General features: G+C 41.4%; 26 protein-coding genes, 1 tRNA gene and 2 pseudogenes (1 of these 29 running past the window's edge). 13 read left to right on the top strand and 16 right to left on the bottom strand.

Annotated features, from left to right (window positions below; genetic code table 11):
- From FD724_RS24700 to FD724_RS24690, 3 genes are all read right to left on the bottom strand, one after another.
- Positions 1-531, bottom strand: the 5' portion of a protein-coding gene (locus FD724_RS24700) for an NAD(P)/FAD-dependent oxidoreductase (protein ID WP_179074417.1). 714 nt of this gene lie to the left of the window's left edge; 531 of the gene's 1,245 nt are visible here — the first part of the coding sequence; its start codon is at positions 529-531; its stop codon lies off the left edge, out of view.
- 52 nt (positions 532-583) lie between these two features.
- Positions 584-745, bottom strand: a complete 162-nt coding sequence (rd, locus tag FD724_RS24695) for a rubredoxin (protein WP_174708058.1) — start codon at positions 743-745, stop codon at positions 584-586.
- A gap of 160 nt (positions 746-905) precedes the next feature.
- Positions 906-1,100, bottom strand: coding sequence for a hypothetical protein (locus tag FD724_RS24690; protein WP_012410758.1), 195 nt, complete (start codon positions 1,098-1,100; stop codon positions 906-908).
- 420 nt (positions 1,101-1,520) lie between these two features.
- Here FD724_RS24690 and FD724_RS24685 point away from each other — a divergent pair, with 420 nt between their 5' ends.
- Entirely contained in the window at positions 1,521-2,075 is a 555-nt protein-coding gene (locus FD724_RS24685; protein ID WP_114080789.1) for an SRPBCC family protein, read from the top strand.
- 152 nt (positions 2,076-2,227) lie between these two features.
- Here the strand turns inward: FD724_RS24685 and clpB are convergent, their stop codons facing one another.
- Positions 2,228-4,846: an ATP-dependent chaperone ClpB gene (gene clpB / locus FD724_RS24680; protein WP_114080790.1), complete on the bottom strand. Its 2,619-nt coding sequence runs from the start codon at positions 4,844-4,846 to the stop codon at positions 2,228-2,230.
- 200 nt (positions 4,847-5,046) lie between these two features.
- Here clpB and FD724_RS24675 point away from each other — a divergent pair, with 200 nt between their 5' ends.
- The 9 genes from FD724_RS24675 (at position 5,047) to FD724_RS24635 (ending at position 11,191) form a co-directional block, all read left to right on the top strand.
- Complete coding sequence (locus FD724_RS24675) at positions 5,047-5,199, top strand: hypothetical protein (protein ID WP_179074416.1); 153 nt, start codon at positions 5,047-5,049, stop codon at positions 5,197-5,199.
- A 127-nt stretch (positions 5,200-5,326) separates the two neighbouring features.
- A complete protein-coding gene (locus tag FD724_RS24670; RefSeq protein WP_114080792.1) occupies positions 5,327-5,701 on the top strand; it encodes a hypothetical protein in 375 nt (124 codons plus the stop codon).
- A gap of 68 nt (positions 5,702-5,769) precedes the next feature.
- A complete protein-coding gene (locus FD724_RS24665) occupies positions 5,770-6,024 on the top strand; it encodes a TIGR02450 family Trp-rich protein (protein WP_114080791.1) in 255 nt (84 codons plus the stop codon).
- Between the two features lie 786 nt (positions 6,025-6,810).
- Positions 6,811-7,677, top strand: a complete 867-nt coding sequence (gene bchL / locus FD724_RS24660; protein ID WP_012410753.1) for a ferredoxin:protochlorophyllide reductase (ATP-dependent) iron-sulfur ATP-binding protein — start codon at positions 6,811-6,813, stop codon at positions 7,675-7,677.
- Between the two features lie 32 nt (positions 7,678-7,709).
- Positions 7,710-8,501 carry a DUF5331 domain-containing protein gene (locus FD724_RS24655; RefSeq protein WP_179074415.1) on the top strand — a complete coding sequence of 264 codons (792 nt, stop codon included), beginning with the start codon at positions 7,710-7,712 and terminating at the stop codon, positions 8,499-8,501.
- A gap of 176 nt (positions 8,502-8,677) precedes the next feature.
- Positions 8,678-10,081, top strand: coding sequence for a ferredoxin:protochlorophyllide reductase (ATP-dependent) subunit N (locus tag FD724_RS24650; protein WP_179074414.1), 1,404 nt, complete (start codon positions 8,678-8,680; stop codon positions 10,079-10,081).
- A gap of 173 nt (positions 10,082-10,254) precedes the next feature.
- Positions 10,255-10,482 carry an AbrB/MazE/SpoVT family DNA-binding domain-containing protein gene (locus tag FD724_RS24645; protein ID WP_179074413.1) on the top strand — a complete coding sequence of 76 codons (228 nt, stop codon included), beginning with the start codon at positions 10,255-10,257 and terminating at the stop codon, positions 10,480-10,482.
- Positions 10,483-10,557: 75 nt separating this feature from the next.
- On the top strand, positions 10,558-10,785 hold the full coding sequence (locus FD724_RS24640; protein ID WP_179074412.1) for a hypothetical protein: 228 nt from the start codon (positions 10,558-10,560) through the stop codon (positions 10,783-10,785).
- A complete protein-coding gene (locus FD724_RS24635; RefSeq protein WP_179074411.1) occupies positions 10,775-11,191 on the top strand; it encodes a putative toxin-antitoxin system toxin component, PIN family in 417 nt (138 codons plus the stop codon). The genes FD724_RS24640 and FD724_RS24635 overlap by 11 nt, the downstream gene beginning before the upstream one ends.
- 24 nt (positions 11,192-11,215) lie before the next feature.
- On the opposite strand, the gene FD724_RS24630 is transcribed toward FD724_RS24635, so the two are convergent.
- The 9 genes and pseudogenes from FD724_RS24630 to FD724_RS24590 form a co-directional block, all read right to left on the bottom strand.
- Positions 11,216-11,590, bottom strand: a complete 375-nt coding sequence (locus tag FD724_RS24630) for a hypothetical protein (RefSeq protein ID WP_179074410.1) — start codon at positions 11,588-11,590, stop codon at positions 11,216-11,218.
- Between the two features lie 276 nt (positions 11,591-11,866).
- Positions 11,867-12,424, bottom strand: a complete 558-nt coding sequence (locus tag FD724_RS24625) for a hypothetical protein (protein WP_179074409.1) — start codon at positions 12,422-12,424, stop codon at positions 11,867-11,869.
- 301 nt (positions 12,425-12,725) lie between these two features.
- Positions 12,726-13,058, bottom strand: coding sequence for a XisI protein (locus FD724_RS24620; RefSeq protein WP_179074408.1), 333 nt, complete (start codon positions 13,056-13,058; stop codon positions 12,726-12,728).
- Positions 13,046-13,462, bottom strand: a pseudogene (locus FD724_RS24615) (element excision factor XisH family protein). Before FD724_RS24615 ends, FD724_RS24620 begins: the two are co-directional and overlap by 13 nt.
- A 135-nt stretch (positions 13,463-13,597) precedes the next feature.
- Positions 13,598-14,338, bottom strand: a complete 741-nt coding sequence (locus FD724_RS24610) for an amino acid ABC transporter ATP-binding protein (protein WP_179074407.1) — start codon at positions 14,336-14,338, stop codon at positions 13,598-13,600.
- Positions 14,339-14,386: 48 nt separating this feature from the next.
- Positions 14,387-15,498, bottom strand: a pseudogene (locus tag FD724_RS24605) (IS630 family transposase).
- A gap of 102 nt (positions 15,499-15,600) precedes the next feature.
- A complete protein-coding gene (locus FD724_RS24600; RefSeq protein ID WP_179074406.1) occupies positions 15,601-16,752 on the bottom strand; it encodes an amino acid ABC transporter permease in 1,152 nt (383 codons plus the stop codon).
- A gap of 65 nt (positions 16,753-16,817) precedes the next feature.
- Positions 16,818-17,744, bottom strand: a complete 927-nt coding sequence (locus FD724_RS24595; RefSeq protein ID WP_179074405.1) for an amino acid ABC transporter permease — start codon at positions 17,742-17,744, stop codon at positions 16,818-16,820.
- Between the two features lie 43 nt (positions 17,745-17,787).
- Entirely contained in the window at positions 17,788-18,864 is a 1,077-nt protein-coding gene (locus FD724_RS24590; RefSeq protein ID WP_179074404.1) for an amino acid ABC transporter substrate-binding protein, read from the bottom strand.
- A 551-nt stretch (positions 18,865-19,415) separates the two neighbouring features.
- Here FD724_RS24590 and FD724_RS24585 point away from each other — a divergent pair.
- Together FD724_RS24585 and FD724_RS24580 are read left to right on the top strand one after the other, a co-directional pair.
- A complete protein-coding gene (locus FD724_RS24585; protein ID WP_179074403.1) occupies positions 19,416-19,973 on the top strand; it encodes a hypothetical protein in 558 nt (185 codons plus the stop codon).
- A 77-nt stretch (positions 19,974-20,050) separates the two neighbouring features.
- Entirely contained in the window at positions 20,051-20,695 is a 645-nt protein-coding gene (locus FD724_RS24580) for a DUF3318 domain-containing protein (RefSeq protein WP_012410672.1), read from the top strand.
- Positions 20,696-21,017: 322 nt separating this feature from the next.
- On the opposite strand, the gene FD724_RS24575 is transcribed toward FD724_RS24580, so the two are convergent.
- Positions 21,018-21,815, bottom strand: a complete 798-nt coding sequence (locus FD724_RS24575) for a 7-carboxy-7-deazaguanine synthase QueE (RefSeq protein WP_179075614.1) — start codon at positions 21,813-21,815, stop codon at positions 21,018-21,020.
- 204 nt (positions 21,816-22,019) lie between these two features.
- Here FD724_RS24575 and FD724_RS24570 point away from each other — a divergent pair, with 204 nt between their 5' ends.
- A complete protein-coding gene (locus tag FD724_RS24570) occupies positions 22,020-23,069 on the top strand; it encodes an anti-sigma factor antagonist (protein ID WP_179074402.1) in 1,050 nt (349 codons plus the stop codon).
- Between the two features lie 121 nt (positions 23,070-23,190).
- Here FD724_RS24570 and FD724_RS24565 read toward each other — a convergent pair whose 3' ends face one another.
- The gene (locus FD724_RS24565; RefSeq protein WP_179074401.1) at positions 23,191-24,645 is read right to left on the bottom strand and encodes a YcjF family protein; all 1,455 of its coding nucleotides are present in this window, start codon (positions 24,643-24,645) and stop codon (positions 23,191-23,193) included.
- A 100-nt stretch (positions 24,646-24,745) separates the two neighbouring features.
- Positions 24,746-24,822 (bottom strand) — tRNA-Met (locus FD724_RS24560).
- Positions 24,823-24,834: the final 12 nt, after the last annotated feature.

The raw sequence follows: 24,834 nt of genomic DNA, 5'->3' as shown, positions 1-24,834 counted from the left end.
AATTTTATAACCGACAATACTACTGCCGGTGGCAAGAAGTAGGCGATCGCATTTAATCGTCTCTCCCGACTTGAGAAGAATATCAAACCCCTCATCTGCTGTACTTCGTTTCACCGAAGTTACGTGTGTACCGACACGGAGTTTTACCCCAGATGTCGCCACCGATTTAATCAGACATTCCACAATGGTTTCTGAAGTATTGGTGACAGGAAACATCCGGCCATCAGCTTCAGTTTTTAGATAGACTCCACTAGCAGCAAACCAAGCTACTGTATCTTGAGGGCCAAAGCGAGTCAAAGCACCCCGCAAAGCTTTTGCACCTCTGGGGTAATTTTGTACTAACTCCTCCGCGTCAAAGCAAGCGTGAGTGACGTTGCAGCGTCCACCACCAGAAATTAGCACTTTCGCCAGTGGTTGACGACTGGCTTCGAGTAAAGTAACCTGGGCATCGGGATTGGCTTTAGCACAAGCGATCGCGCCAAAAAATCCCGCAGCCCCACCCCCAATAACTACGATTCGTAACGGTAGCAAATTCTAAAATTTCTCAATAGCACGTACTTTACTAGGCTAGCTTTTATCTTCACTATTCAACTAGTTCAAATTGATCTTTTGTGGAACCACAAACCGGACATACCCAATCATCTGGTATATTTTCAAAAGCTGTTCCCGGCGCTATATCGCTATCTGGATCGCCGAATTCTGGGTCATATTCATAGCCGCAAACGGTACATATATACTTTGCCATGTTTCTTTCCCCTAATAAATTGTTGGCATCGCTTCCCTATTAAATACTTTTAGCAGTAAGTGAAAATGCTCACGCTATAATTCTTAAACGAGAGTATAAAGGCTTATCGGGTAAGGCGTGTAACCTTGGCGGCAATTTCCCAGATTATGAGATATTCAGATTACAAACGCCACCAAGTCCTTTGGGCATAACTGATAATCCCGATCGCGATCGCCCCAAGTAGCAGTAGCAAAATTATTCCACCTGGAATAAAAGTGAGAATACCAAAGCCTCTCAGTACCCAAACGGCTACACTAACACCAAGAAGAATACCAAAAATCTGGATTAATCTACGATTTAAAGAAGATTGACTCACTTAATTTTCCTCTCAACTCAACAGAAATTAGACTTGCTTTGGCAATCAGATATGAAGTTATGATGAAGTTACAGTTTCATCATAAATAATACGTAAAAACCGAGAGATCCTATCCAGAGCTTGGGGTAAGGTGCTTAATATTAAATAGTGTTTGTGCCATTCTAGCTGTTAAGAACTTAGTTTTTCATTTATAAATACTGTTATTATCAAGTCCACTTAAGCATTGATTGTGTTAATTGTGATCAAAACTACAGGTTTTACAGTAAAGTAACTGAAATAATTACCAAAAACTCACCCTTTCCGGAAAGGATAGGCATTACACTGGAACTAAAATTTAATGGGTTGGATCTAAATCAAGTTTTATAGCTTGTAGTTTCAATTCTATTTAGGTGGATGAGTTGAGGAGTAACTAAAATCATTATGTCTGCGTCTCATATCTCAGACTCAATTATTGCAGGTTCAGATATGGCTTGGAGTCAAGATAAACAAAAGTTGCTAGTACAGGGTGAAATCTTGGTAGAAACGCGATCGCACAAGGCGTGTGGTGGCGCAGTGACAGCCTGGATGTATTTGCCGATGGTGCGATCGCAAGTTTGGCAGCAATTAACTGACTATCCCCGGTGGGTGCAATATTTTCCTGATATCACTAAAAGCGAGATATCACACAAAGGTGAAGTTAAGCGCCTATATCAAGCAGCACAAAAAGCCTTTTTCTTTTTCACAGCTCAAGTGGAAATTTACCTCAGCGTTGTAGAGGTGCTGGGGCAACAAATCCAATTCCGTATGGAAAAAGGGACTTTTGAAGATTTTAACGCCAATTTAGAACTCAAAGATTGCGGAAATGGCACGTTGCTTGCTTATACTGTGCAAGCTACACCTCTGATTCCCATTCCATCAATTTTCATTCAACAAGCAATGAACTTTGAGTTGCCTGCAAATATGCGGAAAATGCGACAAGTAATTTGTAAACAGTAGGGAATGGGGAATAGTGTAGTTCAATTATTTAAAAAGTGAGTTTAAAAAACCTCTCCCTGCCTTGAACTTTAGTTCAAGCTTATCCCTCTCCGACTTGGAGAGGGACGGTTTTACGTAGTAAAACCAGGGAGAGGTGTTTCATATTCGACTAATTAGCTGCTAAACACCTCAACAGGTAAGCGACTAAAAGAAAGACGCTCATTTTGCACATCTACAAAGATGGTGTCGCCGTTGTTGAATTCACCGCGCAAAATAGCTTTGGCAATTTGAGTTTCTAACTCTCGCTGAATCGCCCGCTTCAGTGGACGCGCCCCATACACTGGGTCATACCCTACTTCTGCTAAAAAGTCAAGTGCAATATCCGAGAGTTTGAGGGATATTTTGCGATCGGCCAATCTTTGCCGCAATCTTTGCACTTGCAACAGCACAATCTGCCGCAATTCCTTCTTATCTAAACCGTGGAAGATGATGATTTCGTCAATCCGGTTGAGGAATTCTGGACGGAAGCTATTTCGCATCGCTTCCATGACTCGACGGCGCATTTCGTCGTAGTGAGCGTTATCCCCAGCGACATCAAGAATGTATTGCGAACCGATGTTGCTAGTCATGATAATAATAGCGTTCTTGAAGTCCACCTTATGACCTTGAGCATCAGTGACGCGACCATCATCGAGAATTTGCAAGAAGATATTAAAAACATCAGGGTGTGCTTTCTCGATTTCGTCAAAGAGAATCACTGAGTAAGGACGGCGGCGAATCGCTTCTGTAAGTTGTCCGCCTTCTTCGTAACCCACATATCCTGGAGGCGCACCGATTAAGCGGGATACGGCGTGTTTCTCCATGTATTCCGACATATCGATTCGCACCAGCGCATCTTCGCTATCGAACATATAGCCCGCCAGCGCTTTTGCCAACTCGGTTTTACCGACACCCGTAGGCCCAAGGAAAATAAAGCTAGCGATGGGACGATTGGGATCAGCTAGTCCAGCACGCGATCGCTGAATTGCATCTGCTACGGCTGTGACTGCTTCTTCTTGTCCAATCACGCGGTGGTGTAGTTCATCTTCTAAATGCAGAAGTTTCTCTTTCTCAGATTCCACCAGCTTGCTGATGGGAATTCCTGTCCATTTAGAAATAATTTCGGCAATATCAGCTTCTGTGACTTCTTCCCGTAATAGTGATTTTCCACTTCTTTGGGCGCTTGCTAATTCAGCTTCTACTGCTTCTAACTGACGATGCAAACTGGTTAAATTACCGTATTTCAACTCCGCAGCGCGGTTAAGGTCGTAATCGCGTTCTGCTTGCTGAATCTCTAAATTGACCCGTTCAATCTCTTTTTTAACAGACTGAATTTTGTCAATGATATCTTTTTCAGACTGCCATTGAGTATTTAGGGTTCTTTGTTCTTCTTTGAGATCGGCAATTTCTTTTTCTAGTCTTTCTAGACGTTCACGAGAAGCGGCATCGCTTTCTTTTTGCAGCGATAGCTTCTCCATTTCCAATTGCAGAATCTTGCGATCGATTTCGTCGAGTTCTTCTGGTTTGGAGGTGATCTCCATTTTTAATCTGGCAGCCGCTTCATCTACTAAGTCAATAGCTTTATCAGGGAGGAAGCGATCGCTAATATATCGACTCGACAATACGGCGGCGGCGACTAAAGCACTATCAGAAATCTTTACCCCGTGGTGGTTTTCATAACGTTCTCTCAACCCACGCAAAATCGAAATACTATCTTCTACACTAGGTTGATCGACATAAACTTGCTGGAAGCGTCTTTCTAGTGCGGCATCCTTTTCGATATGTTTGCGGTATTCATCCAGAGTTGTCGCCCCAATACAGCGCAATTCGCCCCGCGCCAACATTGGTTTTAACAAGTTACCCGCATCCATCGCACCTTGGGTTGCACCAGCGCCGACAACGGTGTGAATTTCATCAATAAATAAAACAATATTGCCGCCAGATTCAGTAACTTCTTTTAATACTGCTTTCAGACGTTCTTCAAATTCACCCCGGAATTTTGCCCCCGCAATCAAAGCACCCATATCTAAAGAAATTAGCTTGCGGTCTTTGAGAGACTGGGGTACATCACCTGCGATAATGCGCTGTGCTAATCCTTCAGCGATCGCAGTTTTACCAACACCCGGTTCACCAATTAGCACAGGATTATTCTTGGTGCGGCGAGACAGAATTTGGACAGTGCGGCGAATCTCATCATCCCGCCCAATCACTGGATCGAGTTGACCTTTACGCGCGGCTTCTGTGAGATCACGCCCGTATTTTTCCAGTGCTTCGTATTTGCCTTCTGGATTTTGGTCGGTCACTTTTTGGCTCCCCCGAACTTGTTTAATAATATCTTTTAGTTTGCCTTCGTCTAAACCGAATTCTTGGAATAAAGCTTTGCCAAAGCGGTCATCTTTAGCGTAAGCCAGCAATAAGTGTTCAATTGAAATATATTCATCTTGAAACTCTTTGCGATACACATCTGCCCGGTCTAGAAGTGTATCTAAGCTGCGTCCCAAGTAAACAGAACTGCTAGTACCAGATACTTTTGGCTGACGTTGAAAAAATTGTTCAGTGCGATCGCGCAGTTTTTGGAGGTTAACACCCGCTTTGGTGAGAATCCCAGTTGCTAGACCATCTTGTTCTAGCAGCGCCTTCATCAGGTGTTCGCTTTCAATTTGCTGTTGTTGATATTGTTTAACAATATCGGGTGTATGGGCGATCGCTTCCCAGGCTTTTTCTGTAAATTGGTTAGGATTAGTAGGTTGCATAGGCTTTTTCAGGAACGTAGAGGCGTAGTGGTGAAGCAGCGCGGTCTTCTCCCAAAGGGAGAGGCTAGCGCCAAGGGGGTTTCCCCCATGAGCGACTGCTGTTAGCGCAGCGTTAGCGACGTTAGGAGCGTCACCCGGAGGGCTTGTCGCAGGCTACCACCAGAACACCAAGTAAAGAAAATTTCTACTCTCAATAGATATTGTATGAACAGGATAGCGATCGCCTAGATCGGTGTTCACATCTTGAAAAAGTGGTATTTTCCCCTAGTTCTCATTTCCCATTCATTGCTGTGTTGCTGGCAACAGGTGCAACCCTTCAAGAAATAGGAAAGGTTATTGCCGAAGCTGGCTGAACCTCAGCATAAATCTAAATGCATAAGTAAGCATGACGTATTAAAGTTCTTCTACCTTGCCTCCACCATTTTCCTCCTACCCCATACAGAGTTACCATGATCCCAGGTCGCATAGTGGATGCTGAAAATGATTGACCCCTACGACTTTGAAGATGATGACTTTGATTTGGAGGATGAGGATTTCTTGAAAATAAAACCCATCAGCCAAATGACTGAAGGGGAAAAGCTACAGCGATTTAAGCGGTTCTTCGACAGCAGCAGCCGTGCTATGTTGCAAGACTGTTTATTTCGCATCGTCAATTATGAAGATGGTACAGGCACGTTAGAAATTCTTTGCCCTAATGAAGTTGTAAGACAACGCCTTTCCAAGAAAAAGCGCAAAATTACCAACAATATCAATACCTGCTGGAGCCATATCAGATGGTTTTCGCTATGCGTTCAGCAAGATAATGAGTTGGATTGCCAGAAGTTTACCCGTAACGGCGATTTGGTGACATCTTAATTGGATATTGGAAATTTGGGATAAAGAAAGTGTTTTCCCAATGACAAATGACAAATGACGAATAACAAATGACTAAAAAACAAAAATTTCCTTACCTAGTTGGTTCTAAATGGACAGCACAGCGAAAAGTTGATGGCTGGCGGCACTTCCAAGTTGTCAATCGGAAAAATCAGGCTAAGTGGGTTTATGCCGAAATGGTTGCTTCTTGCGATCCTAAAGTCCGTTTTTGGATAAATGCCAAATTATTACAAGATAACTCCCAGTGGCAAGCTGGCTGGCAAACATTAAAGGAAATCCAGGAAATTAAAACTGAGGTGTCCTAATTACCTTCAATACATAGACTGAAATAAATTAAGGCTTACGCACACTCTACGTTTCTTCTCTTACTCTTAGCCCACGCAAGTGGGCTTTATTTGTGTAGCCACAAATCCTATGAGACTGTTGGCGAATTCATCTAAACCACAATTTTTGGCGTGAGGCGCTATGACATCTCAAGGCTTTGAGGATAGCGATTGCAATTCGCCAACAGAGTCATCCTATTCACTCAGCTTAGACTTAGAAAATATTTGCAAAATTAATAATATTTTACAAAATCATACTCACTCACTCTCAAGCAGCAATTACATGGTTGTGACTACCGAGTGAAAACTGGCAATTTATCTGCGATACCTTCGGTGAGCTACGCTAACGCAAATTTCAGCAGTATTTCCAGCATCATGCTGCATATACCTCTGTTTGCCCTTGCACCTGTGCCTCAATGCCCTGAAAACAGGTTGCACGAACATCAGCTAATTCTATGAAAACCATTTGAAAAAGACAATTTCAGCTTTTTGCTTTTTGTAACTGTTTTTATAAAAATAGGTAATAAAAACTTTTTATAGATGAATTTTAAAGCTAAATAAGACTTATTAGCTTATAAAAACTAAAATACCCCTAATTAAGTTCTAATTCATTGGATAAAACCGTTTTATAAATTAAGAGCGACTTTCTTTTCTATGTAATTTGCCCAATAATGACATCAACAGACCTCACGCATCGCCATCTCAGGAAAGGTGAAGGCAAATGTTTGAGCCACAAGTTTGACAAGAAGCTATAAGAGGGAAACAACAGTGAAACTAGCAGTCTACGGAAAAGGTGGTATCGGTAAATCCACAACTAGCTGTAACATATCCGTCGCCCTAGCTAAACGTGGCAAGAAAGTGCTGCAAATTGGCTGCGACCCAAAACATGACAGCACCTTCACCCTGACTGGGTTTTTGATTCCCACAATTATCGACACCCTCCAAGAAAAGGATTATCACTACGAAGATGTCTGGCCGGAAGATGTGATCTATAAAGGCTACGGTGGTGTGGATTGCGTAGAAGCTGGTGGACCACCTGCGGGTGCTGGATGTGGCGGATACGTGGTCGGCGAAACCGTAAAATTACTTAAAGAACTCAACGCCTTTGATGAGTACGATGTAATTCTTTTTGACGTTCTGGGTGACGTAGTTTGTGGTGGTTTTGCAGCACCACTCAACTATGCAGATTACTGCCTGATTGTTACAGACAACGGCTTTGATGCGTTATTTGCTGCCAATCGGATCGCTGCTTCAGTCCGCGAAAAAGCCCGAACTCACCCACTGCGTCTAGCTGGGTTGATTGGCAATCGCACTTCCAAGCGCGACTTGATTGAAAAATATATAGAAGCTGTGCCAATGCCAGTTTTGGAAGTTTTACCTTTGATTGAAGATATCCGTGTTTCCCGTGTGAAAGGTAAAACTTTGTTTGAGATGGCAGAGCAAGATCCTTCCCTAGACTACGTTTGCGACTACTATCTCAACATCGCCGACCAAATTCTAGCGCGTCCCGAAGGTGTTGTACCTAACGACACACCAGATCGGGAGTTGTTCTCTTTGTTATCCGATTTTTATCTAAATCCGGGTAAACCCCAGGTTCCTAATTCAGAAGAGGAACTAGACTTGATGATTGTATAAATCACCAAGTTCTCAGGATGGGGGACAATAATATGGCTTTCTTTCACAGCTTTACGGATTCAATAAAACAAAAGTGGTTGCAATTTTTCCAGAATAATCGAGACTGGATTACCCTGCACATGGAAGTGGAATCAGTCTACACCCCTGATGGCGGGAAGCGACCACCTTCTTACCTCATCCTGGGAGTTCTTAACGCCCTAGAGCCAAAGCTAGCGCAGTTAATGTTGCCCTTTGCCAAACTTAATCCTGATGCCGATACCCTGATTGAGGTGCTGGATTTGCATTTTGACCCAGATTTTGCTCTCGGTAATCGCTTTCTCGTCAACCCAGATGTAGAAAAGTACGCAGAAGAAGCAGCAGATATCATTGACGAAAAGCCTGAAGAAGAAACATTCACACATTCTCATACAAATGGCTTTGCATCAGTGGCGGTAGTTCAAGAGTTCGCAATGGTGGATTCTGATGAGCAAAATCTGGAAATCAGCGCGTTGGAAGAAACCGAAAATGGCTTTGGCGATATTTCCTTATCCAACGGACACGCTTTAAAAGATGAGTCTCTCCAAACCTCTAATTTAGAAGCAGATGAGTTTGGGGAAATTGCTTTCGATACAGATGCAACAGCTGTAATGGAAGTAAAGCTGGATGATGAAGTGCTTGAAGATATTCCACTAGATGAGAATGCGTTTAAAGACGTGTTATCAGATGTCTGGGGTGATGAAACAGCTTTGCAAAAGGCTGAAGAAAATAACGATTTTTTGGGGGAAGAACTGCCAGCAGGCGTTTTTGATGAATCAGAAATTGCCCGTCTCTTCCCCAACGCTTAATTATTGCCGTTCTTCGCAATTTTAAGTTTTAGATTTGGGGTTTTGGATAAGGAATTAGGGAAATTGTCGTTAGACAGAGGTTACTTTTGTTGTCTCAGCCTTCAATCCAAAATTATCAATCTAAAATCTGAAATTGGTTGAACTGCCATTAAATATCAAGGGGAGAAAAAACCAAAATGACTGTCGCTCAACAACCAGAAGCTTTAAGCTTTGAATGTGAAACCGGGAATTACCATACCTTTTGCCCAATTAGCTGCGTGGCGTGGTTATACCAAAAAATTGAAGATAGCTTCTTTTTGGTGATTGGGACAAAAACTTGTGGCTACTTCCTGCAAAATGCGATGGGGGTGATGATTTTTGCTGAACCCCGCTATGCAATGGCAGAGTTGGAAGAGGGCGATATTTCGGCACAGCTGAGTGATTATGAAGAGTTAAAGCGGTTGTGTTTGCAGATTAAACGCGATCGCAATCCTAGTGTAATTGTCTGGATTGGCACTTGCACCACCGAAATTATCAAAACAGATTTAGAAGGCTTGGCACCAAAGCTGGAATCTGAAATTGGGATTCCCATCGTTGTAGCGCGTGCAAATGGTCTAGATTACGCCTTTACACAAGGGGAAGACACTGTATTGGCAGCAATGGCTAACCGTTGCCCTGATAAGGCTCCTGTGGCGGAAACAGAGAAAATTGAACGTAATGCGATCGCTAAATTGCTAAACTTCGGTAAGAAGAAAGAAGATGTCGCCCAAGATGAGTCTGAATATGTAGATCATCCACCACTGGTTCTCTTTGGTTCCCTTCCCGACCCCGTAGTTACTCAGTTAACCTTGGAACTGAAGAAACAAGGCATCAAAGTTTCCGGCTGGCTACCCGCGAAGCGCTTCACTGAATTGCCAGTACTGGAAGAAGGGTATTATGTCGCTGGTGTCAACCCCTTCCTCAGCCGTACAGCTACCACCTTAATGCGCCGCCGCAAGTGTAAACTCATTGGCGCACCCTTCCCCATTGGCCCCGATGGTACCCGCGCTTGGATTGAGAAAATCTGCTCGGTGTTCGGTATTACTCCCAAGGGATTGGATGAACGGGAAGCACAAATTTGGGCTGGCTTGGAAGATTACGTGAAACTGATTCGCGGTAAGTCTGTATTCTTCATGGGTGATAACTTGCTGGAAGTTTCCCAAGCCAGATTCTTAATTCGTTGCGGGATGACAGTTCACGAAATCGGCATTCCCTACATGGATAAGCGCTATCAAGCTGCTGAGTTGGCATTGCTGGAGAAAACTTGCCAGGAAATGAATTCACCTCTGCCAAGGATTGTAGAGAAGCCGGATAATTACAATCAACTTCAGCGAATTTATGAGTTGAAACCAGATTTGGTAATTACTGGTATGGCTCACGCTAATCCGTTGGAAGCACGCGGTATTAATACAAAGTGGTCGGTGGAGTTCACTTTTGCTCAAATTCACGGCTTTACGAATGCGCGTGACATGTTAGAGTTGGTGACTCGTCCGCTACGTCGAAATAATAATTTGAAAGATTTGGGTTGGGATAAGTTGGTGAGAGAAGAAGCAAAGATTTAGATTTGGGTTTGGATTGAGCAACAGCATAATACTATGTTACGGGCGAACTTTTCGGGTTCGCCCTTTTTTTACGAACCGCAGAGGCGCAGAGAACACAGAGGATTAGGAGAAATGAGGATAATCAGAAATACTAAAATTTATATATTAGTCTTATTTTTTTACTTTTAAATATAATGGAAATTACAAAATTGTCTCCTCAATCTTTGCGGGAAGCTCATCAATGGAAAGTAGCTCAAGAATTTATTATTATTGATATGGGTGATGGAATTCTTTTAAAGCCTAAGAAACCTTTTCCAGAAACTAAATTAGATGATGTAGCAGGCTGTTTAAAATATCAAGGAAAACCTAAAACTTTTGAGGATATGGATAATGCAATTAGCCAAGGTATAGAGGAATCGTGATTTAAAAGTAGAAAACTGGCTCAAACCTGATTAAAAAAGCTAACAAGTTTCTATTCCCTAACTCCAGAACTCACTATGAATCAAAAAACCTATCAACTCCCCCTAACCTTCGAGCAAATTCTTAATCTTGTCTTACAACTTCCCACACAAGAACAAGAACAACTTATTCAAGAGATAAAGAAAACCTCTTCAAACAATAAAGATGAAGATTTACTTAGTGTTTTTGACAGAATCGGCAGAAATGCTCAAGCCAGAGGATTAACCGAAGAAACTCTAGAAGAATTACTCGCTGATGAATCATAAACTAATTGTCATTGACACAAATGTTTTACTTAGTGCTGCTCTAAGTCCTGATGGAACAGCCCGTAGAGCTTTAGATAAAGTCTATAAAGAATTCAAAATTGCTCAAAGAGATGAAACTTATCAAGAATTAAACACACGAATTTATAAACGTAAGTTCGATAAATACATCTCAGATGAAGACCGACAAGATTTTTTGGACGTAGTTAAAAAATACAGTCAATTTATAGAAATAAAATCTCAAATAAACACCTGTAAAGATCCAGATGACAACAAATTTTTAGAACTTGCTAAAGATGCCAATGCAGAATTTTTAATCACAGGAGATCAAGACCTTTTATCACTCAAGACTCTAGCCGAATATCAAAACCAGATTATTACTCCTAGAGACTTCCTTGAGCTTGATTAATTTATCTTTAATCCTGTACTTATTTCAGATGGAAGGCTCTAACTCTAAAGGTTTGGATGGAATTATGTACATTAATTCTGCGCCGTCTGGTTTAATTTCTGTAGACGGAGTTAATTTAAGCCAATCGTGAAAGCTGATTCCTAATTGGGCGATCGCTTGTACTTCTGCTTGATATGCTTCAAAACGGCTATAGTTTTCCCACATGGACATAGCTTTTTCCATAACTGCACGTTTTCGTTCAGGTTGTTGAATAATTCCTATAAAGCCCTTAGCACAGCATTCTAAGGTATCATTGGAGGGTGGCAAAAAGGGTAAATATATCTGTCGGAAGCTCTCTTGAAACATCCCTCCCATCATTTTATGTTGAGCTTGTTCATAAGATTTTTGATTGGATACCATTACATGTCCGTTAAACCGTCCAACATAAGGACGAAGAACTTCTGCACCTTCTTGTAGACAACGACGTGCAGTTTCAATTTCCTCTAATTCTAAATAGCAACGCGCTCTAGCTACATACGTTAAAAATAATGACGAAAGATATTCCTCCGCAACATAGCAACGCGGTCTAATTACAGGGCAAACGCATCTAAAGTATAAGAATCCTTTAATAGCAAGGGTTTTGGCGTTTTTTAATTTAGCCTATTTTTTCATCAAGATCCTTGCCCAGCAAGGGTTTCAGAAATCCCGTGCGTTCGCCCTGGGTCTAATTAAAGGCGTTAACAAGGATGAGATATCCTCATCAGCAATTTGAATATTTTCTTCTAATGCTATTTCAAGATAACCAACATAAGTATGTTGAGCTTCCAAAAATCTGTTAATAGCTAAATTTGTCATGTTGACACGATTTTCAGGTTTAGTCATTGTAAAAGCATCACGCGCTAAATCAAGAGCAGCACGAAAATTAGCGTATACAGAAATGTCAAATTTATGATTAAGCTGCTTTAGGTTTTTTTCTACAAATTTGAGACGCTGTTCAATTTCCTCTAAGCGATTGATTACCGAAGCAAATCCGATTACTGAAACGCCGAGATTAAGAATGCTGGCGGCTGAACCAAATTGAGAAAGTATTGTTGAGCTTTGTATCAGCGTCGGTGATACTTCACGTAACCAAGTAACGACTTTCTTGCTCCCTACTTCTCTAATTACACCGCCAACACGTTCGTAAGCTTGATTTTTCTTCAACCCCTCAGCAATCCAGTTTGGAATTACAAATGTTGCTGTAAAATTTTCCATATTTTGCGTCTAGTTACTAAATACTCAGTAGGATAGCATTCGGCAATAAACTCATTTATCTCTATGCAGTCAATGTCCACCCTTTACTCAGTATTCCCAATTTGAGTTCTATTCTGTCTAATAGCGATCGCTCTTTTTAACGAACCGCCCACGCTAACAGAGAAAAGCGATCGCTCTTTTTAACCAGAAGATGCACAGCGATCGCAGATACAATCATAAGTAAAAGCAAGCAGGTATAAAATGGCTAAAATTATGTCAAAAGCCTTAAAATTGGCTGTTTAACGCAGCTTGAAACCAGCCCTTAACTAACAGCAAAATCTGTATATTTACGCACAGAAGGTAACTGGAAACCTAAAACAATATCTTCTTTTGGGACACCTAATTCAACCAATTCATTAGCAATGCCTACCTCTGTCCCATCTTGCTGAATCCAGATTTTCTCATCAATAATATCTAGATGGAGAACAGGTCCATATATGCGGTCTTGTTCGCGCCAACCTACATAAACTAATTGATAATGATCGTGTTCTGTATCAAAAATCGTCTGTGCTTGAATGCGATTATCCCAAACAGTACTAGCGTGTTGTTGAAGCAAATTTTTAATATATTGTCGATATTTGTCTAGCTTTGCCATTGTGCGATCTCTTCCTGTTCAATATTATAAATTAGTAAACAGAGTTGATTAGTTTGAATGACAGATTGAATAAATGGAAGTATAAAAAATTCATTATAAACAGTACTAGGAACTGCTAAATATAAAGTGCGATTAGCTTCTTATTTTTGTAAAGCAATTCGGTAAATGATAAATTGCCCTAATGCAGCATAAAGTTCTGTGATTTTTGATGGACTTAGAAAACTTTTAATTTCAACAGCTATTTTTTGTCCTTGTTTTTCGGCTGCAATAACTTTTTCTGCTCCTAAATCAACATATAGCTCAAGTGTTCCCGCTTGGAGAGCATAAGGATCATGAGTGATTAACCACCCTTCTTTCTCAAGTGCTGTTTTGACAACTCTATGAAAAGCATCTTTAGCAGACACGGGTTTAATTCCAATTTATGGTGGTGCTTGATTTAAGATTTTCCATTTCAATAATACATTGACAACCTAATGAAATAACAATTAGAAGTGAAACGCAGAGGGACGCAGAGGTAAGCGCAAAGTAGCGCAGAGGTTTTAGAGAATTTGTGACAAAAACTTGCGTGTTCTTTCTTCTTTGGGATGGCTGAAAAATGCGTCAGGGGTGGCTGACTCGACGAGGGAACCGCTATCCATTAAGATAACTCGGTCGGCGACTTCACGCGCAAATCCTACTTCGTGGGTGACGACTACCATTGTTATCCCATCACGGGCGAGATTTCGCATTACATCCAAAACTTCGCGTACCATTTCTGGATCTAAGGCTGAGGTGGGTTCGTCAAACAGCATAATTTTGGGTTGCATAGCTAAAGCACGTGCGATCGCAACTCGTTGCTGTTGTCCACCAGATAACTGTCCTGGATATTTCTGCGCCTGTTCTAGAATTCCCACTCTTTCTAATAGTTGCATTGCCAATTCTTCAGCTTTTGCCTTTGGCGATTGCCGTACCCAAATTGGTGCTAAAGAGATATTTTGCAACACTGTGAGATGAGGAAATAAATTAAATTGCTGAAATACCATTCCCACTTCTTTGCGAATCGTTTCAATATTTCGCAAGTCATGGCTGAGGGTAATGCCATCGATTTCAATCTTTCCTTTTTGGTATTCTTCTAAAGCGTTAAATGTGCGGATAAAGGTAGATTTACCTGAGCCAGATGGCCCCATCAACACTACTACTTCTCCACGATTGACTGTCAAGCTCACACCCTGAAGAACATGAAACTTTCCATACCACTTGTGAACATCTTCAGCAACAATTATCTTTTGTATATCTGACATATTATTCAAAGCCCTAATAATGAATATTAAGCTGTTACGCAGCTAAATTTAATAAATAGCATTACCTTTATTTTTAATTTTGCGTTCCCATTTAATAATAAGACCTCCTTCATTTAACAATTTATTTAACAACTCTTCTAGCTGTGATACTGACTCGAACAATCTATGAGCTATATATTCTTTTGCTGAATGCCAAACCAATTCAATTCAATTAAATTATAATCTGGACTATAAGGTGGTAGAAACTCCAGGATAATATTTGGCATTTCTGCCTTGATACGAACTAAAATATCTTTTCTTTTATGGAAGCTGGCATTATCTAAGATAATCACTATTTTCGCCGAACATTTATTGAAAGTCTCAATTGGATTTCCTTGCTCTATCCATTCTTGCAAAAGAAAATTATTCAAAGATTTAAGCTGCTCATAAAATACATCTGCATTTCCTTTTTTAATCACAAAATTCATTCTCTTCTTGTCGTGATAGCGTAACCCTCCCATAATATTTACTCTTCCTCTTCTTCTTTGACCTGTGATTTGTTTTCTTGTACCTTTCTTACCCCAATTTTTTCTTCTTATCACTCTCAAACTAAATCCACTCTCATCCCAAAACCATACCTTTAAACGCTCTGGGGCAACATTTGTTATTCTTAAGTATTCTGACAATTTTTCTTTAAATGCCTTACGTATTTCAGGATTCTGTTTGTCCTCTAGGCTGTATTTTGCCCAAAGGTAAACGTACTTTTTTCGCTCTAATATTCTCCCAACTTGCGAACCACTTAACTTAATTCCTGTTATCTTTTCGAGGTACGTGGCTAGTCTTGCTGCCGTCCAACGACCAAAATCATACCCATAATCTAGTGGTTCTTTTTCAATTGTTTCTAATAATAAATCCTCATATTCTTTAGTAACTTTGCGGAAGTTACCTTCTCTTCTTCCATCTAAAAAACTTTCTAGGTTATCTGGATCGCCGTGAACTGCCCAATATGCTACCGTTGGATATGCAATGTCTAAAAACTTACTAATTTCCTGATAAGTTTTTCCATCATTCATTAATAATAAAATCAATATTTTTTCTCTTACGTATGGATTTTCATGCTCTTTTAGAGTTTTTAGTAACCGTTCCTTTTGCTCTTTAGAAAGATGGTTTTTTGCTGGCATAGGTGGCTAATGCTAGGTTAATTACTTAGCTTTATTATACAATCAAGCTGCGTAACAGCTTAGTTTTATAACAACCAATGACTAATGATCAATGACCAATGACTAATTATTTAACTGTCTTTCTAATCGCCGAGAAGCTAAGGAAATTGAATAACAAAATACCCAGTAAATAAATCCAATAAATATATAAACTTCTGCATATCGACCAATAAATTGTGGTTGTGCCAATATAGAACGGGCAATACCTGTTAGTTCTACTAACCCCACCAAGGATAATAACGAAGTGTCTTTAAATAAGCCGATAAACTGACCAACGATCGCAGGAATAACGGTACGTAAGGCTTGAGGTAAGACGATTAACAAAATTACTAAGGCTGTATTTAATCCTAGCGCTTTTGCAGCTTCAATTTGCCCGCGAGGAACTGATTGGAGTCCACCACGCACGTTTTCTGCCATGTATGCAGCACTAAATAAAACCAATCCAGCAATTGCTCGCAATACCCGATCTAAACGCACATCTGCTGATAGAAATAATGGCAGCATTACTTGAGCGAGGAACAAAATCCCAATCAGTGGTACTCCTCTGACGATTTCAATGTAGAGGATAGAAAACCAACGTACTACAGGCAAATTGCTTGTGCGTCCTAAAGCCAATAAAACCCCAAAGGGAAAGGAAAGCACAATACTGATTGCTGCCATAAGTAGGGTAAGTAGCAAACCGTTCCACAAATTTGTAGATACAGATTGCAATCCAAATCCACCGCCAACTAGCCAAAGAATAATGGGGAAAGACAGTAACCATAATAGAGAAAGCCAAGGAGTTAGTACCTTAGTAAACTTTCCTCCAACCCAAAAACCTACAAATAGTAAAGCTGCAATTAACAGTAACCAGAGGCGAGATGTAAAGTCTAACGGTAAAGCAACTAACAAAACGCCGATGATAAAAGTAAACAAAGCGGAGAATTGCTTTGTTAATTGTTGCTTACCAAAGAATACACCCGCAGTTACAGCGCCTAAAGTTGAAGCGATCGCTAGCACAATCCAAGTTCGCCAATATAGCGTTTGCGGAAATCTACCAACTAAAAATAAACGTAAGTTAACCTGAATTACCGCCCATTGTGCTTGAGTAGTTGCCCAAGTTAGAATTCCTCGCAGTATCCAAAATAACAACACCAAACAGACAACAGTTAACAAGCTGTTGTACCAAGTACTGAACAGGTTTTTACGTAGCCAGCTTAATTTGTCATTTGTCATTGGTCATTTGTCATTTGTAAAGGCTCATACTTCAACTTTGGAGTTTAGCTGCTTCTTCATCACCCTCATCTCTCTTTAATTTGCACACTGCGATTGAATAAATTCATAACTACAGAGATGGTTAAACTCAGGGTGAGATAGGTGAGCATAATCAGTAATATCACTTCTACGGCTTTACCCGTTTGGTTAAAGGTGGTGGAAGCGACAAAATAAATATCGGGGTAGCCGATCGCGATCGCTAAACTGGTATTTTTTGTCAAATTCAGATATTGACTCGTCAACGGTGGAATGATTACCCGCAAGGCTTGGGGAAAAACCACCAGCCGCATAACTAACCCTGGTTTTAATCCTAGCGATCGCGCTGCTTCCCATTGTCCCTTTGGTACTGATTGAATTCCACCTCGGACAATTTCGGCAATAAACGCACCTGTGTAAAAAATTAATCCCAACAGCAAAGCTGAAAACTCTGGTGATAGGGTAAACCAAGGGAGTTGTAAGCCATTTTGACTAACGCCAATAAAGCCCCAAAGGGATATCTTATTTTCTGTTTTGGGAAAACTGAGAAAAACAACAAAGTACCAAAACAGCAATTGCAGCAATAAGGGCGTATTGCGGAAAATCTCTACATAAACCATCGTGATATTCCGCACTAACCAGTTGTCAGAAAGTCGGGCAATACCAGCACTTACCCCGACAATGGTTGTCAGAAAAATCCCTGCAACTGCCACCCGCAAGGAGTTAATTAACCCTACCCACAAAGCATGACTGTAGGTGTCAGTGGGTTTATAGCTAATCAGCGTCTCGCCAATATCAAAAGACGCTTGTTGCTTGAGAAAATCAAATCCAAACGGAATACCCAATTGCCGCAAATTGCGCTGGAGATTGCCCCACAGTATTACTACTACAACTGCTGCTAAAAATACGGCAACTAATTGCAAAGCAATCCTCCAAAAACGGACATCACGCCATATAGACGGTTTTAAATTAGTCATTTATTATTTCTCCCCCTGCTTCCCCTGCTCCCCCTGCCATCTTCTACCGAAACGGTGGAGAATAAAGCAGTCCCCCTTTGCTCCAGAGTTGATTTTGACCACGAGCTAGATTCAGTTTTGTTTTGGGGCCGAGATTGCGATCGTAAACTTCGGCGTAGTTACCGACGTGCTTAATTATTCTGGCTGCAAAGTCGTTTGTTAAGCCGAGTCCTTCGCCAAGGTTGCCTTCTGTTCCTAAAAAGCGCTTAATGTCTGGATCGGTACTACTTGCAAACTGACCCACATTTTGGGAAGTAATACCCAATTCTTCAGCTTTTACCAGAGAATAAACCACCCACTTAACAGCATCTCCCCACCTAATATCTCCTTTGGCGACTGCTGGAGCAAGGGGTTCTGAAGATATCACTTCATTGAGAATTACGTTATCTTCTGGTTTCGGTAGAATTGTCCCCCGCGAAACTAATGCTGAACGGTCAGCCGTAATGCCGTCGCAACGACCTTCGGCATAGGTAGCAAAGGTAACGTTAACGTCTTCAAAGACAACGGGTTTGTAAGTGATGCCTCTTTTCCGCATTTGGTCTGCTAAGTTCTGTTCGGTAGTAGTGCCAGTTTGAACGCAGATTGCTTTATCCTTCAGGTCTGCTAGGGACTTAATGTTGCTACTTTTGCGAACCATTATGGCTTGTCCGTCGTAAAAGACCACGGGTGCAAATTCTAGACCTACAGAAGTATCACGGCTAAGTGTCCAGGTAGTATTGCGGCTGAGAACATCTACTTCCCCAGTTTGCAAAGCTGTAAATCGCTCTTTGGAATTGAGATTGCGGAATTCTACTGCATCTGGGTTGTCAAATAAAGCTGCGGCGATCGCGCGACAGACATCGACATCAATGCCGCTATACTTACCATCAGTCCCCACAAAGCTAAACCCTGGCACTTCGCCACTGACACCGCAAATTATCTGGCCACGTCTTTTAATGTTATTCCAGCGATTTTGATTTTCTGGTGCAGCTGCATTACTGCCTGGAGTGCTGGGTGTATTTGCTGTTTGTGAATCTCCACTACAAGCAGCGATCGCGCATACTAGAGGTGCGATCGCTAAAATTAAAGCTGATTTACGCATAAATTTCATTGATATCGACAATCATAAATGTATTGCTCACTACAATCATTCTATAAAAACAATTTGTTGCTTGTAATATAAAACTTTACCAGCCTTTGTGCTAAATTTATTCCTTTTGAAAAACCGATTTTTAAGTTTTTACTTATTTTTTTAAAAGCTTTAGATGGTAAGTGTAAATCTCTCAAGTGTGCTTGGAGTTACGAGTTTTGTTTTAATTTTTCACCTACCATACTTGATATAGAAATACATTCATTAAACTTGGAAGATAATATTAAACTTCAGTTAATTAGTTTTATATTCTTCACTGGATAATATTTATAGAAATATATTTAGCGCTTCTTTAAGAATTAGCAAGAGAACCCCAGGAAATCTTATTCACAGCCCAGCATGAAAATCTGTTTATCCTATTTCAATGCCCCATGCCCCATACCCCATGCCCTAATTGCATACTTTGATGCGATCGCTTGTAGCCACACCAACCTAAAGAACTACCCCTATCAGGTTAAACTAGGTCTGGTAACAACTGCTCCACCGTTCCTTATGAGGCTTTTATGGGAGCTAACCTCAAACAGATTGCCAACTATTTAGACAACCTTGGTTGGGATTACCGTTTTGATGATGAAGAAGACCGGATAATAACAGGTGTAGAAGCTGATAACCTAGAAGATTTTCTGATAGTTGTCCAGTTGGATGAAGAGGGAAAATTCTTTCGGGTATTCGCCCCTCAAGTTCTGTCAGGAATTCAAGACCACCCTCACAAGGGGATTATCTTACAGACGATGCTTGCCATTTCCTGGGAAACCAAAATGTTGCAATGGGAGTATGACCCATCCGATGGTGAAATTCGTGCCATTATTGAGTTTCCTCTAGAAGACTCAATTCTCACAGAAAAGCAATTTCACCGTTGTCTGAGTGGGTTAATTCAGATTGTAGATGGCATAGCCATACCTCGCCTCAAAGAAGTAATGGCAACGGGTCTTGATCCGGGGAATATAGAACTTGGCGAAAGATTGTTACTCACTATCCAAGAAGAAGCTCCAGGATTGCTAGATTTGCTAGAAAAGGCAATGGAGGCACGGAAAAAACGAGGAAGTTTTCCCAAGGAGTGAGACGGATCATCACTTAAATAGCTATACTCCAAAGTGATACCCTCACTATATACTGAAATTTTCTGGGGCTGGATATTATGACATCCTATGCAACCTCCTCTGCCAAAGCGGAAATGAGTGAACTACGGCGGTTGAAAGGCTTACTACCGCCAGAATTACAGAGCTGGGTCACGGTTGAAGGCACAACTGAAGTCAATCCACCCCTGGTTCGCTGCGAAGAAATTGGTAAAGACCAGGTAGAAATTCAAATTGACCTGGTGAAATGGGATGCCCTCGCAATGGATCAGCGTAATCTGCTGTTCTGGCATGAAGTTGCTCGCGTTCAAAATGACACAATTCCTAAAGATGGTTGGGAAATGGCAGCATTAGCCATCGGTTTAGGTGGTGCTGTCGGCGAATTGTGGGTACAAGATGGATTGCTGCTGGTGTTAGCTTTGTCGCTGTGTGGCGTGTCAGGCTGGCGACTGTACCAAAAGAATAATGGGGAAAAGCAACTAAAAGAATTGCTCAATGCTGATGAGAAAGCGATCGCTTTGGCAACTCGTTTTGGTTATAGCCTCCCCAATGCCTACAAGAGTCTCGGTAGCGCCTTAAAAACCCTGATTGACAATACTCCTAGCAAGCGCCAACGGTCAAGATACGAAGCAAGACTCTCTGCCCTCAAACGCAGTGCTAATAAGGCAAAAGCTAAATCCAAAACTCCAGATGAAGGCGGGTTGTAATTAGTCATTAGTCATTAGTCATTAGTCATTAGTCATTGGTCATTGGTACTAATAACTAATGACAAATGCAAAATCCCACGGCAATTCAAGAAAACTAGCGATCGCGGGAGCGTGTTATTAGACAAGCGATGTTTTCGTAGCCGTGGGATGAGTTAAACTCCTTATTTTTCGCTCTTCACTCTTTTCCTCATTCCCAGTTTCAGACTGAGAATGCCTAATGGAGGGCTGCTGCCTTGCTGATTAGCGGCAGCAATACCCATTTCATAGAATCTTACTTTTTTCTTGACTACATCTTTATCAAACTCAAATTTTACAGCAGCTTTTACAGTTGGTTCAGCATTTTATGCGTCTGAGGGATCACACGCACGTGCTTGACAAACCCCTTCATCAAAGCTTGCCACGTTAAAACTTGATCGGCGGTAGGCGCAAGCATAAGTGTTGGGGAGAATTGTTCAGATACTGCTAAAGGCGTAACAGGTTGTAAAAATACTGAGATATCTGGACTAACCTCTGCCACCAACGAAGCTGAACGTTCTAACTCGGCTGGATCTGTGTTTTGAGACACAATTATCTTGACAAAAACATTTAAATATGAGTCATGACATAATTGGAGAAATTTAGCATGTTCTTGCCAATGGCTTTCGCCGCTAACACTGGGCAATTTGAAATCCATACCCACAGAGTCTAGATAGGGAAGAATCATCGCTAGTTGTTCTGAGCGATGCCCGCCAGTTTCTAAGTATATGGGTAAACCAGTTATGGCTCGCACTTGGGGTAGAAACTGCGTTAGAAATGGGGCATGAAGAAGTGGTTCACCCCCAGTTAAGCTAATGCTATCGTGTAGACAAGGTAGATTTTGCTGTTCCACCCATTCGATTAATATGGGTAATGGAACAGGGTTAGAGTGGATTTCAAAGTCGCGCAATCCAGGCGATCGCTCTATCCGACAAGTAGCAGGTGCATTCCAAGTGTGGGCACTATCACAAAAGTGGCAGCGCAAATCACACAAAGCAAAACGAATAAATATTTGACGTGTCCCTACATTCAGTCCTTCCCCTTGAATGGCAGAAAAGACCTCAACTAGGCGTGCGGTAGGTGTAACCGTAGTTTTAGCAATCATTTGATTTGATGAGAGCAACGCGATCGCGCTGCGTCGACACAACAGCAAGGATGTTTCTTGGCTTCTTGTTCTATTGTGAATCGTCGCTAGCGATCTCCAATCTCAGCCCCGGTAAAGAAAAATTAGTCCTTATTACTACTGATTCTAAATATTAGGTTAAGTAATTTTGTAGGACAAAATAATGTTTGGCAGATTACATTATACATGGCAACGAAAGTGCAGAGCTTCATGACTAGCCAACCGACAGAGGTCGATTTTCCAGTTAATTCCCTAAACGACACGGCTATAATGCAGGTGCCCGCGCGGTTGAGCGTGCTGGAGGCTTTAGACTTTAAGCAAACCTGCCAAAGCTTAATTCAGCCCAATTCACATCCTAAACAGATCATCATTGACTTTCACCAAACTACTTTTATGGATAGTAGTGGTTTAGGTGCCCTGGTCAGTAATTTTAAATACGCCCAGACTAAAGGAATTACATTAACACTGCGGAATGTAACACCTCAAGTCATGGCAGTCTTAAAACTCACGGGATTGGATCAGGTTTTTCCCTTAGAATCGGTTGACGATGGGTTGCTAATAGAACCAGAAGACTTAGTTGATCATCGGAAGACAACTTCTCGTAAAGTAGAGCCATTACCCACTACTCACCCTTCTGTAGCATCTTGGATGAAACGGTTCTTAGATATTGTCGGGTCTGTAGTTGGTTTATTAATTACAGGAGTTTTGTTTATTCCGATTGCGATCGCAATTCAAATTAATGATCCTGGCCCTATTTTCTTTAGTCAAACCCGTTGTGGTTGGATGGGAAAGCGGTTTGAGATTTGGAAATTCCGTTCCATGTGTGTGGATGCAGAAGCAAGGAAATCCCAAGTAAAAAACCAAGTGCAAGGTGCATTTTTCAAGAATGAAAATGATCCCAGAATTACCAAGGTAGGGCGCTTTTTACGGCGAACTAGTCTTGATGAATTACCGCAATTTTGGAACGTCCTCAAAGGAGAAATGAGTTTAGTAGGTACTCGACCACCCACACCCGATGAAGTGGAACGTTATGAAGTACCAGAGTGGCAACGTTTAGATGTTAAGCCTGGTATGACTGGCGAATGGCAAGTCAATGGACGGTCTACAGTCCGTAGTTTTGAAGATGTAATTCGCCTAGATTTGCAGTATCAAAAAAATTGGAGTTTGGTGTACGATTTAAAGCTAATTTTCAAAACTATAACTATTCTATTTAATAGAAACAGTGGCGCTGTTTAGCTAACTACCCTTATTCACAATTGATTGGTAATTCCCAACTTTCGCAATAATTATTAGATATACCCAAGCCCATAATGGGCTTGGGTAAATTTTAGGTTTCTAAAGCAATAAGTAAGTGAAATTATCCTACAGCCTTCTGAATACCTACAACTTCAACCTGCTGCACTTCTGGCAACAAACGCTTCACGCCTTGCTTAACAAATCCCTGCAAAAAACCAATCTGCTGATTTTGCTGAAAAACTTTTTGCAATGTTTGCCGCAAATTCTCCAAATTCAAACCAGTTCCAGAATCTATGGCTATTTCTTGCTGTTGGAAATACTCAACTAGACTTAACCCTGCTATCCTGGTCAGATAAGCTGCACTTACTCCCTGCACTAAGCCACCAGCAACAAAGGTAACGGCATTACTTTTAAGAACAGTACTAATTGCCTTTGTAGAAAGTTCAACTAAACCCAGTTTCAGCATCAAACTTCCCATTGTTCCAGCTACAGTTTGTGCTTGTTCTAGGGAAAATTTCTGCTGATAGATTTTACCCAAATCCATTACCATTTGAGCATTAATTGCCGCAGTCGCTAGAATATCAAGGGCTGGAACTGGGTTAGCAAAGGCAGCAGCCGCAGCTATCCATTGATATTGTTCAATAATTGGGGTGGCGCGATCGCGTCTGGTTCCATTCAGCCAGTTTTTCGCCTCAGCTTTCAACAACCCGGCTTTCCTCATGGTTGTTACCCAAACCAAGCGTTGTCTTTGCTGTGCAAAAACTTCACCCAAATGCTGAGTCAACTGCTGGATATCTGCTGTTGGTTGTTCCATCCACTCTTGCACAGCACCATCAGCCTCATGCTTTCGGACTTTGATGGCTATGGGAGAGGCGGCTGTTGCAACTACATTTCCCTGCATTCGCTGTTTCAATGACAGCAAGATGCTGGCGCTTTCATCGGCTAAATACTGGTCTTGTTTGTTGAAAACCAGGATTGTCGGCTGATTTGCTGCTTTTAGCTGCTGTAGGGTTTGAAATTCTGAGTCTGTCAAATCACCGTTTGTCAGAAATAGAACAAAATCTGATTTTGCAACTTCTGCTAAAACCGCAGCATCTGAATTGTTACCCGTTTCTCTAAATAAAGGTGTTGTCTCTTCTAAAGACACCAAATTTTGTGTCTCTATTTGCTTTAAAGCTTGAATTAAGGTGCTTTTACCTACGGATTTACCGCCAGTCACAGCCACTTTAATTTCTTGTCTGTCTAATTCCAACAACAATTGGGTAATTTGTTCTCGCAGTGTCTGTAACGCCGGATGGTTTTCTGATTCTTGTGCCAGTTGGTTAATTACAGTTTCAGTTTTAGCGATCGCACTTTCCACAGTCGCCCGATCTACGAGCATATCATCTAGCTGCTTTAAACTGTCTTTCGGGCGATTTTGCTGGAATAACCACAAACCACCGCCTACAGCTAAGGCACTCAACAAACCAAACTCACCCACCTGCACTATCGAATCGTGCCAACTGTCCAACATCCACAGAGAAAAGGACAGTCCCAATCCTCCCACTAAAATTGGTCGCTGCAACTTCACAACCATGATTCTCCGCGCCTTTTAGATGGCTATTTCTTCCAGAATAGATCAAAACAAAACAAAAACCCTGCAATCTTCACTGATTGTAGGGTTTTTGTTTTTTATTTGGTGGCGGGAAGTGGATTTGAACCACTGACCTTCGGGTTATGAGCCCGACGAGCTACCAGGCTGCTCTATCCCGCGTTGCTCTCGACT

Origin of the sequence: Nostoc sp. C057, from assembly GCF_013393925.1 — a bacterium.
GTDB classification, from domain to species: Bacteria; Cyanobacteriota; Cyanobacteriia; order Cyanobacteriales; family Nostocaceae; genus Nostoc; species Nostoc muscorum_A.
This window is presented reverse-complemented; position numbering and strand designations above follow the sequence as displayed.

Coding starts and splice junctions, on each gene's coding strand:
- FD724_RS24650 (WP_179074414.1), top strand. CDS start 8,678: ATGACTGTCGCTCAACAACCAGAAGCTTTAAGCTTTGAATGTGAAACC.
- FD724_RS24655 (WP_179074415.1), top strand. CDS start 7,710: ATGGCTTTCTTTCACAGCTTTACGGATTCAATAAAACAAAAGTGGTTG.
- FD724_RS24620 (WP_179074408.1), bottom strand. CDS start 13,058: ATGGCAAAGCTAGACAAATATCGACAATATATTAAAAATTTGCTTCAA.
- FD724_RS24630 (WP_179074410.1), bottom strand. CDS start 11,590: ATGGTATCCAATCAAAAATCTTATGAACAAGCTCAACATAAAATGATG.
- FD724_RS24595 (WP_179074405.1), bottom strand. CDS start 17,744: ATGACTAATTTAAAACCGTCTATATGGCGTGATGTCCGTTTTTGGAGG.
- FD724_RS24580 (WP_012410672.1), top strand. CDS start 20,051: ATGACATCCTATGCAACCTCCTCTGCCAAAGCGGAAATGAGTGAACTA.
- FD724_RS24585 (WP_179074403.1), top strand. CDS start 19,416: ATGGGAGCTAACCTCAAACAGATTGCCAACTATTTAGACAACCTTGGT.
- FD724_RS24640 (WP_179074412.1), top strand. CDS start 10,558: ATGAATCAAAAAACCTATCAACTCCCCCTAACCTTCGAGCAAATTCTT.
- FD724_RS24635 (WP_179074411.1), top strand. CDS start 10,775: ATGAATCATAAACTAATTGTCATTGACACAAATGTTTTACTTAGTGCT.
- FD724_RS24600 (WP_179074406.1), bottom strand. CDS start 16,752: ATGACAAATGACAAATTAAGCTGGCTACGTAAAAACCTGTTCAGTACT.
- FD724_RS24625 (WP_179074409.1), bottom strand. CDS start 12,424: ATGGAAAATTTTACAGCAACATTTGTAATTCCAAACTGGATTGCTGAG.
- FD724_RS24685 (WP_114080789.1), top strand. CDS start 1,521: ATGTCTGCGTCTCATATCTCAGACTCAATTATTGCAGGTTCAGATATG.
- FD724_RS24575 (WP_179075614.1), bottom strand. CDS start 21,815: ATGATTGCTAAAACTACGGTTACACCTACCGCACGCCTAGTTGAGGTC.
- clpB (WP_114080790.1), bottom strand. CDS start 4,846: ATGCAACCTACTAATCCTAACCAATTTACAGAAAAAGCCTGGGAAGCG.
- FD724_RS24565 (WP_179074401.1), bottom strand. CDS start 24,645: ATGGTTGTGAAGTTGCAGCGACCAATTTTAGTGGGAGGATTGGGACTG.
- FD724_RS24570 (WP_179074402.1), top strand. CDS start 22,020: ATGGCAACGAAAGTGCAGAGCTTCATGACTAGCCAACCGACAGAGGTC.
- FD724_RS24670 (WP_114080792.1), top strand. CDS start 5,327: ATGATTGACCCCTACGACTTTGAAGATGATGACTTTGATTTGGAGGAT.
- FD724_RS24610 (WP_179074407.1), bottom strand. CDS start 14,338: ATGTCAGATATACAAAAGATAATTGTTGCTGAAGATGTTCACAAGTGG.
- rd (WP_174708058.1), bottom strand. CDS start 745: ATGGCAAAGTATATATGTACCGTTTGCGGCTATGAATATGACCCAGAA.
- FD724_RS24590 (WP_179074404.1), bottom strand. CDS start 18,864: ATGCGTAAATCAGCTTTAATTTTAGCGATCGCACCTCTAGTATGCGCG.
- FD724_RS24665 (WP_114080791.1), top strand. CDS start 5,770: ATGACTAAAAAACAAAAATTTCCTTACCTAGTTGGTTCTAAATGGACA.
- FD724_RS24645 (WP_179074413.1), top strand. CDS start 10,255: ATGGAAATTACAAAATTGTCTCCTCAATCTTTGCGGGAAGCTCATCAA.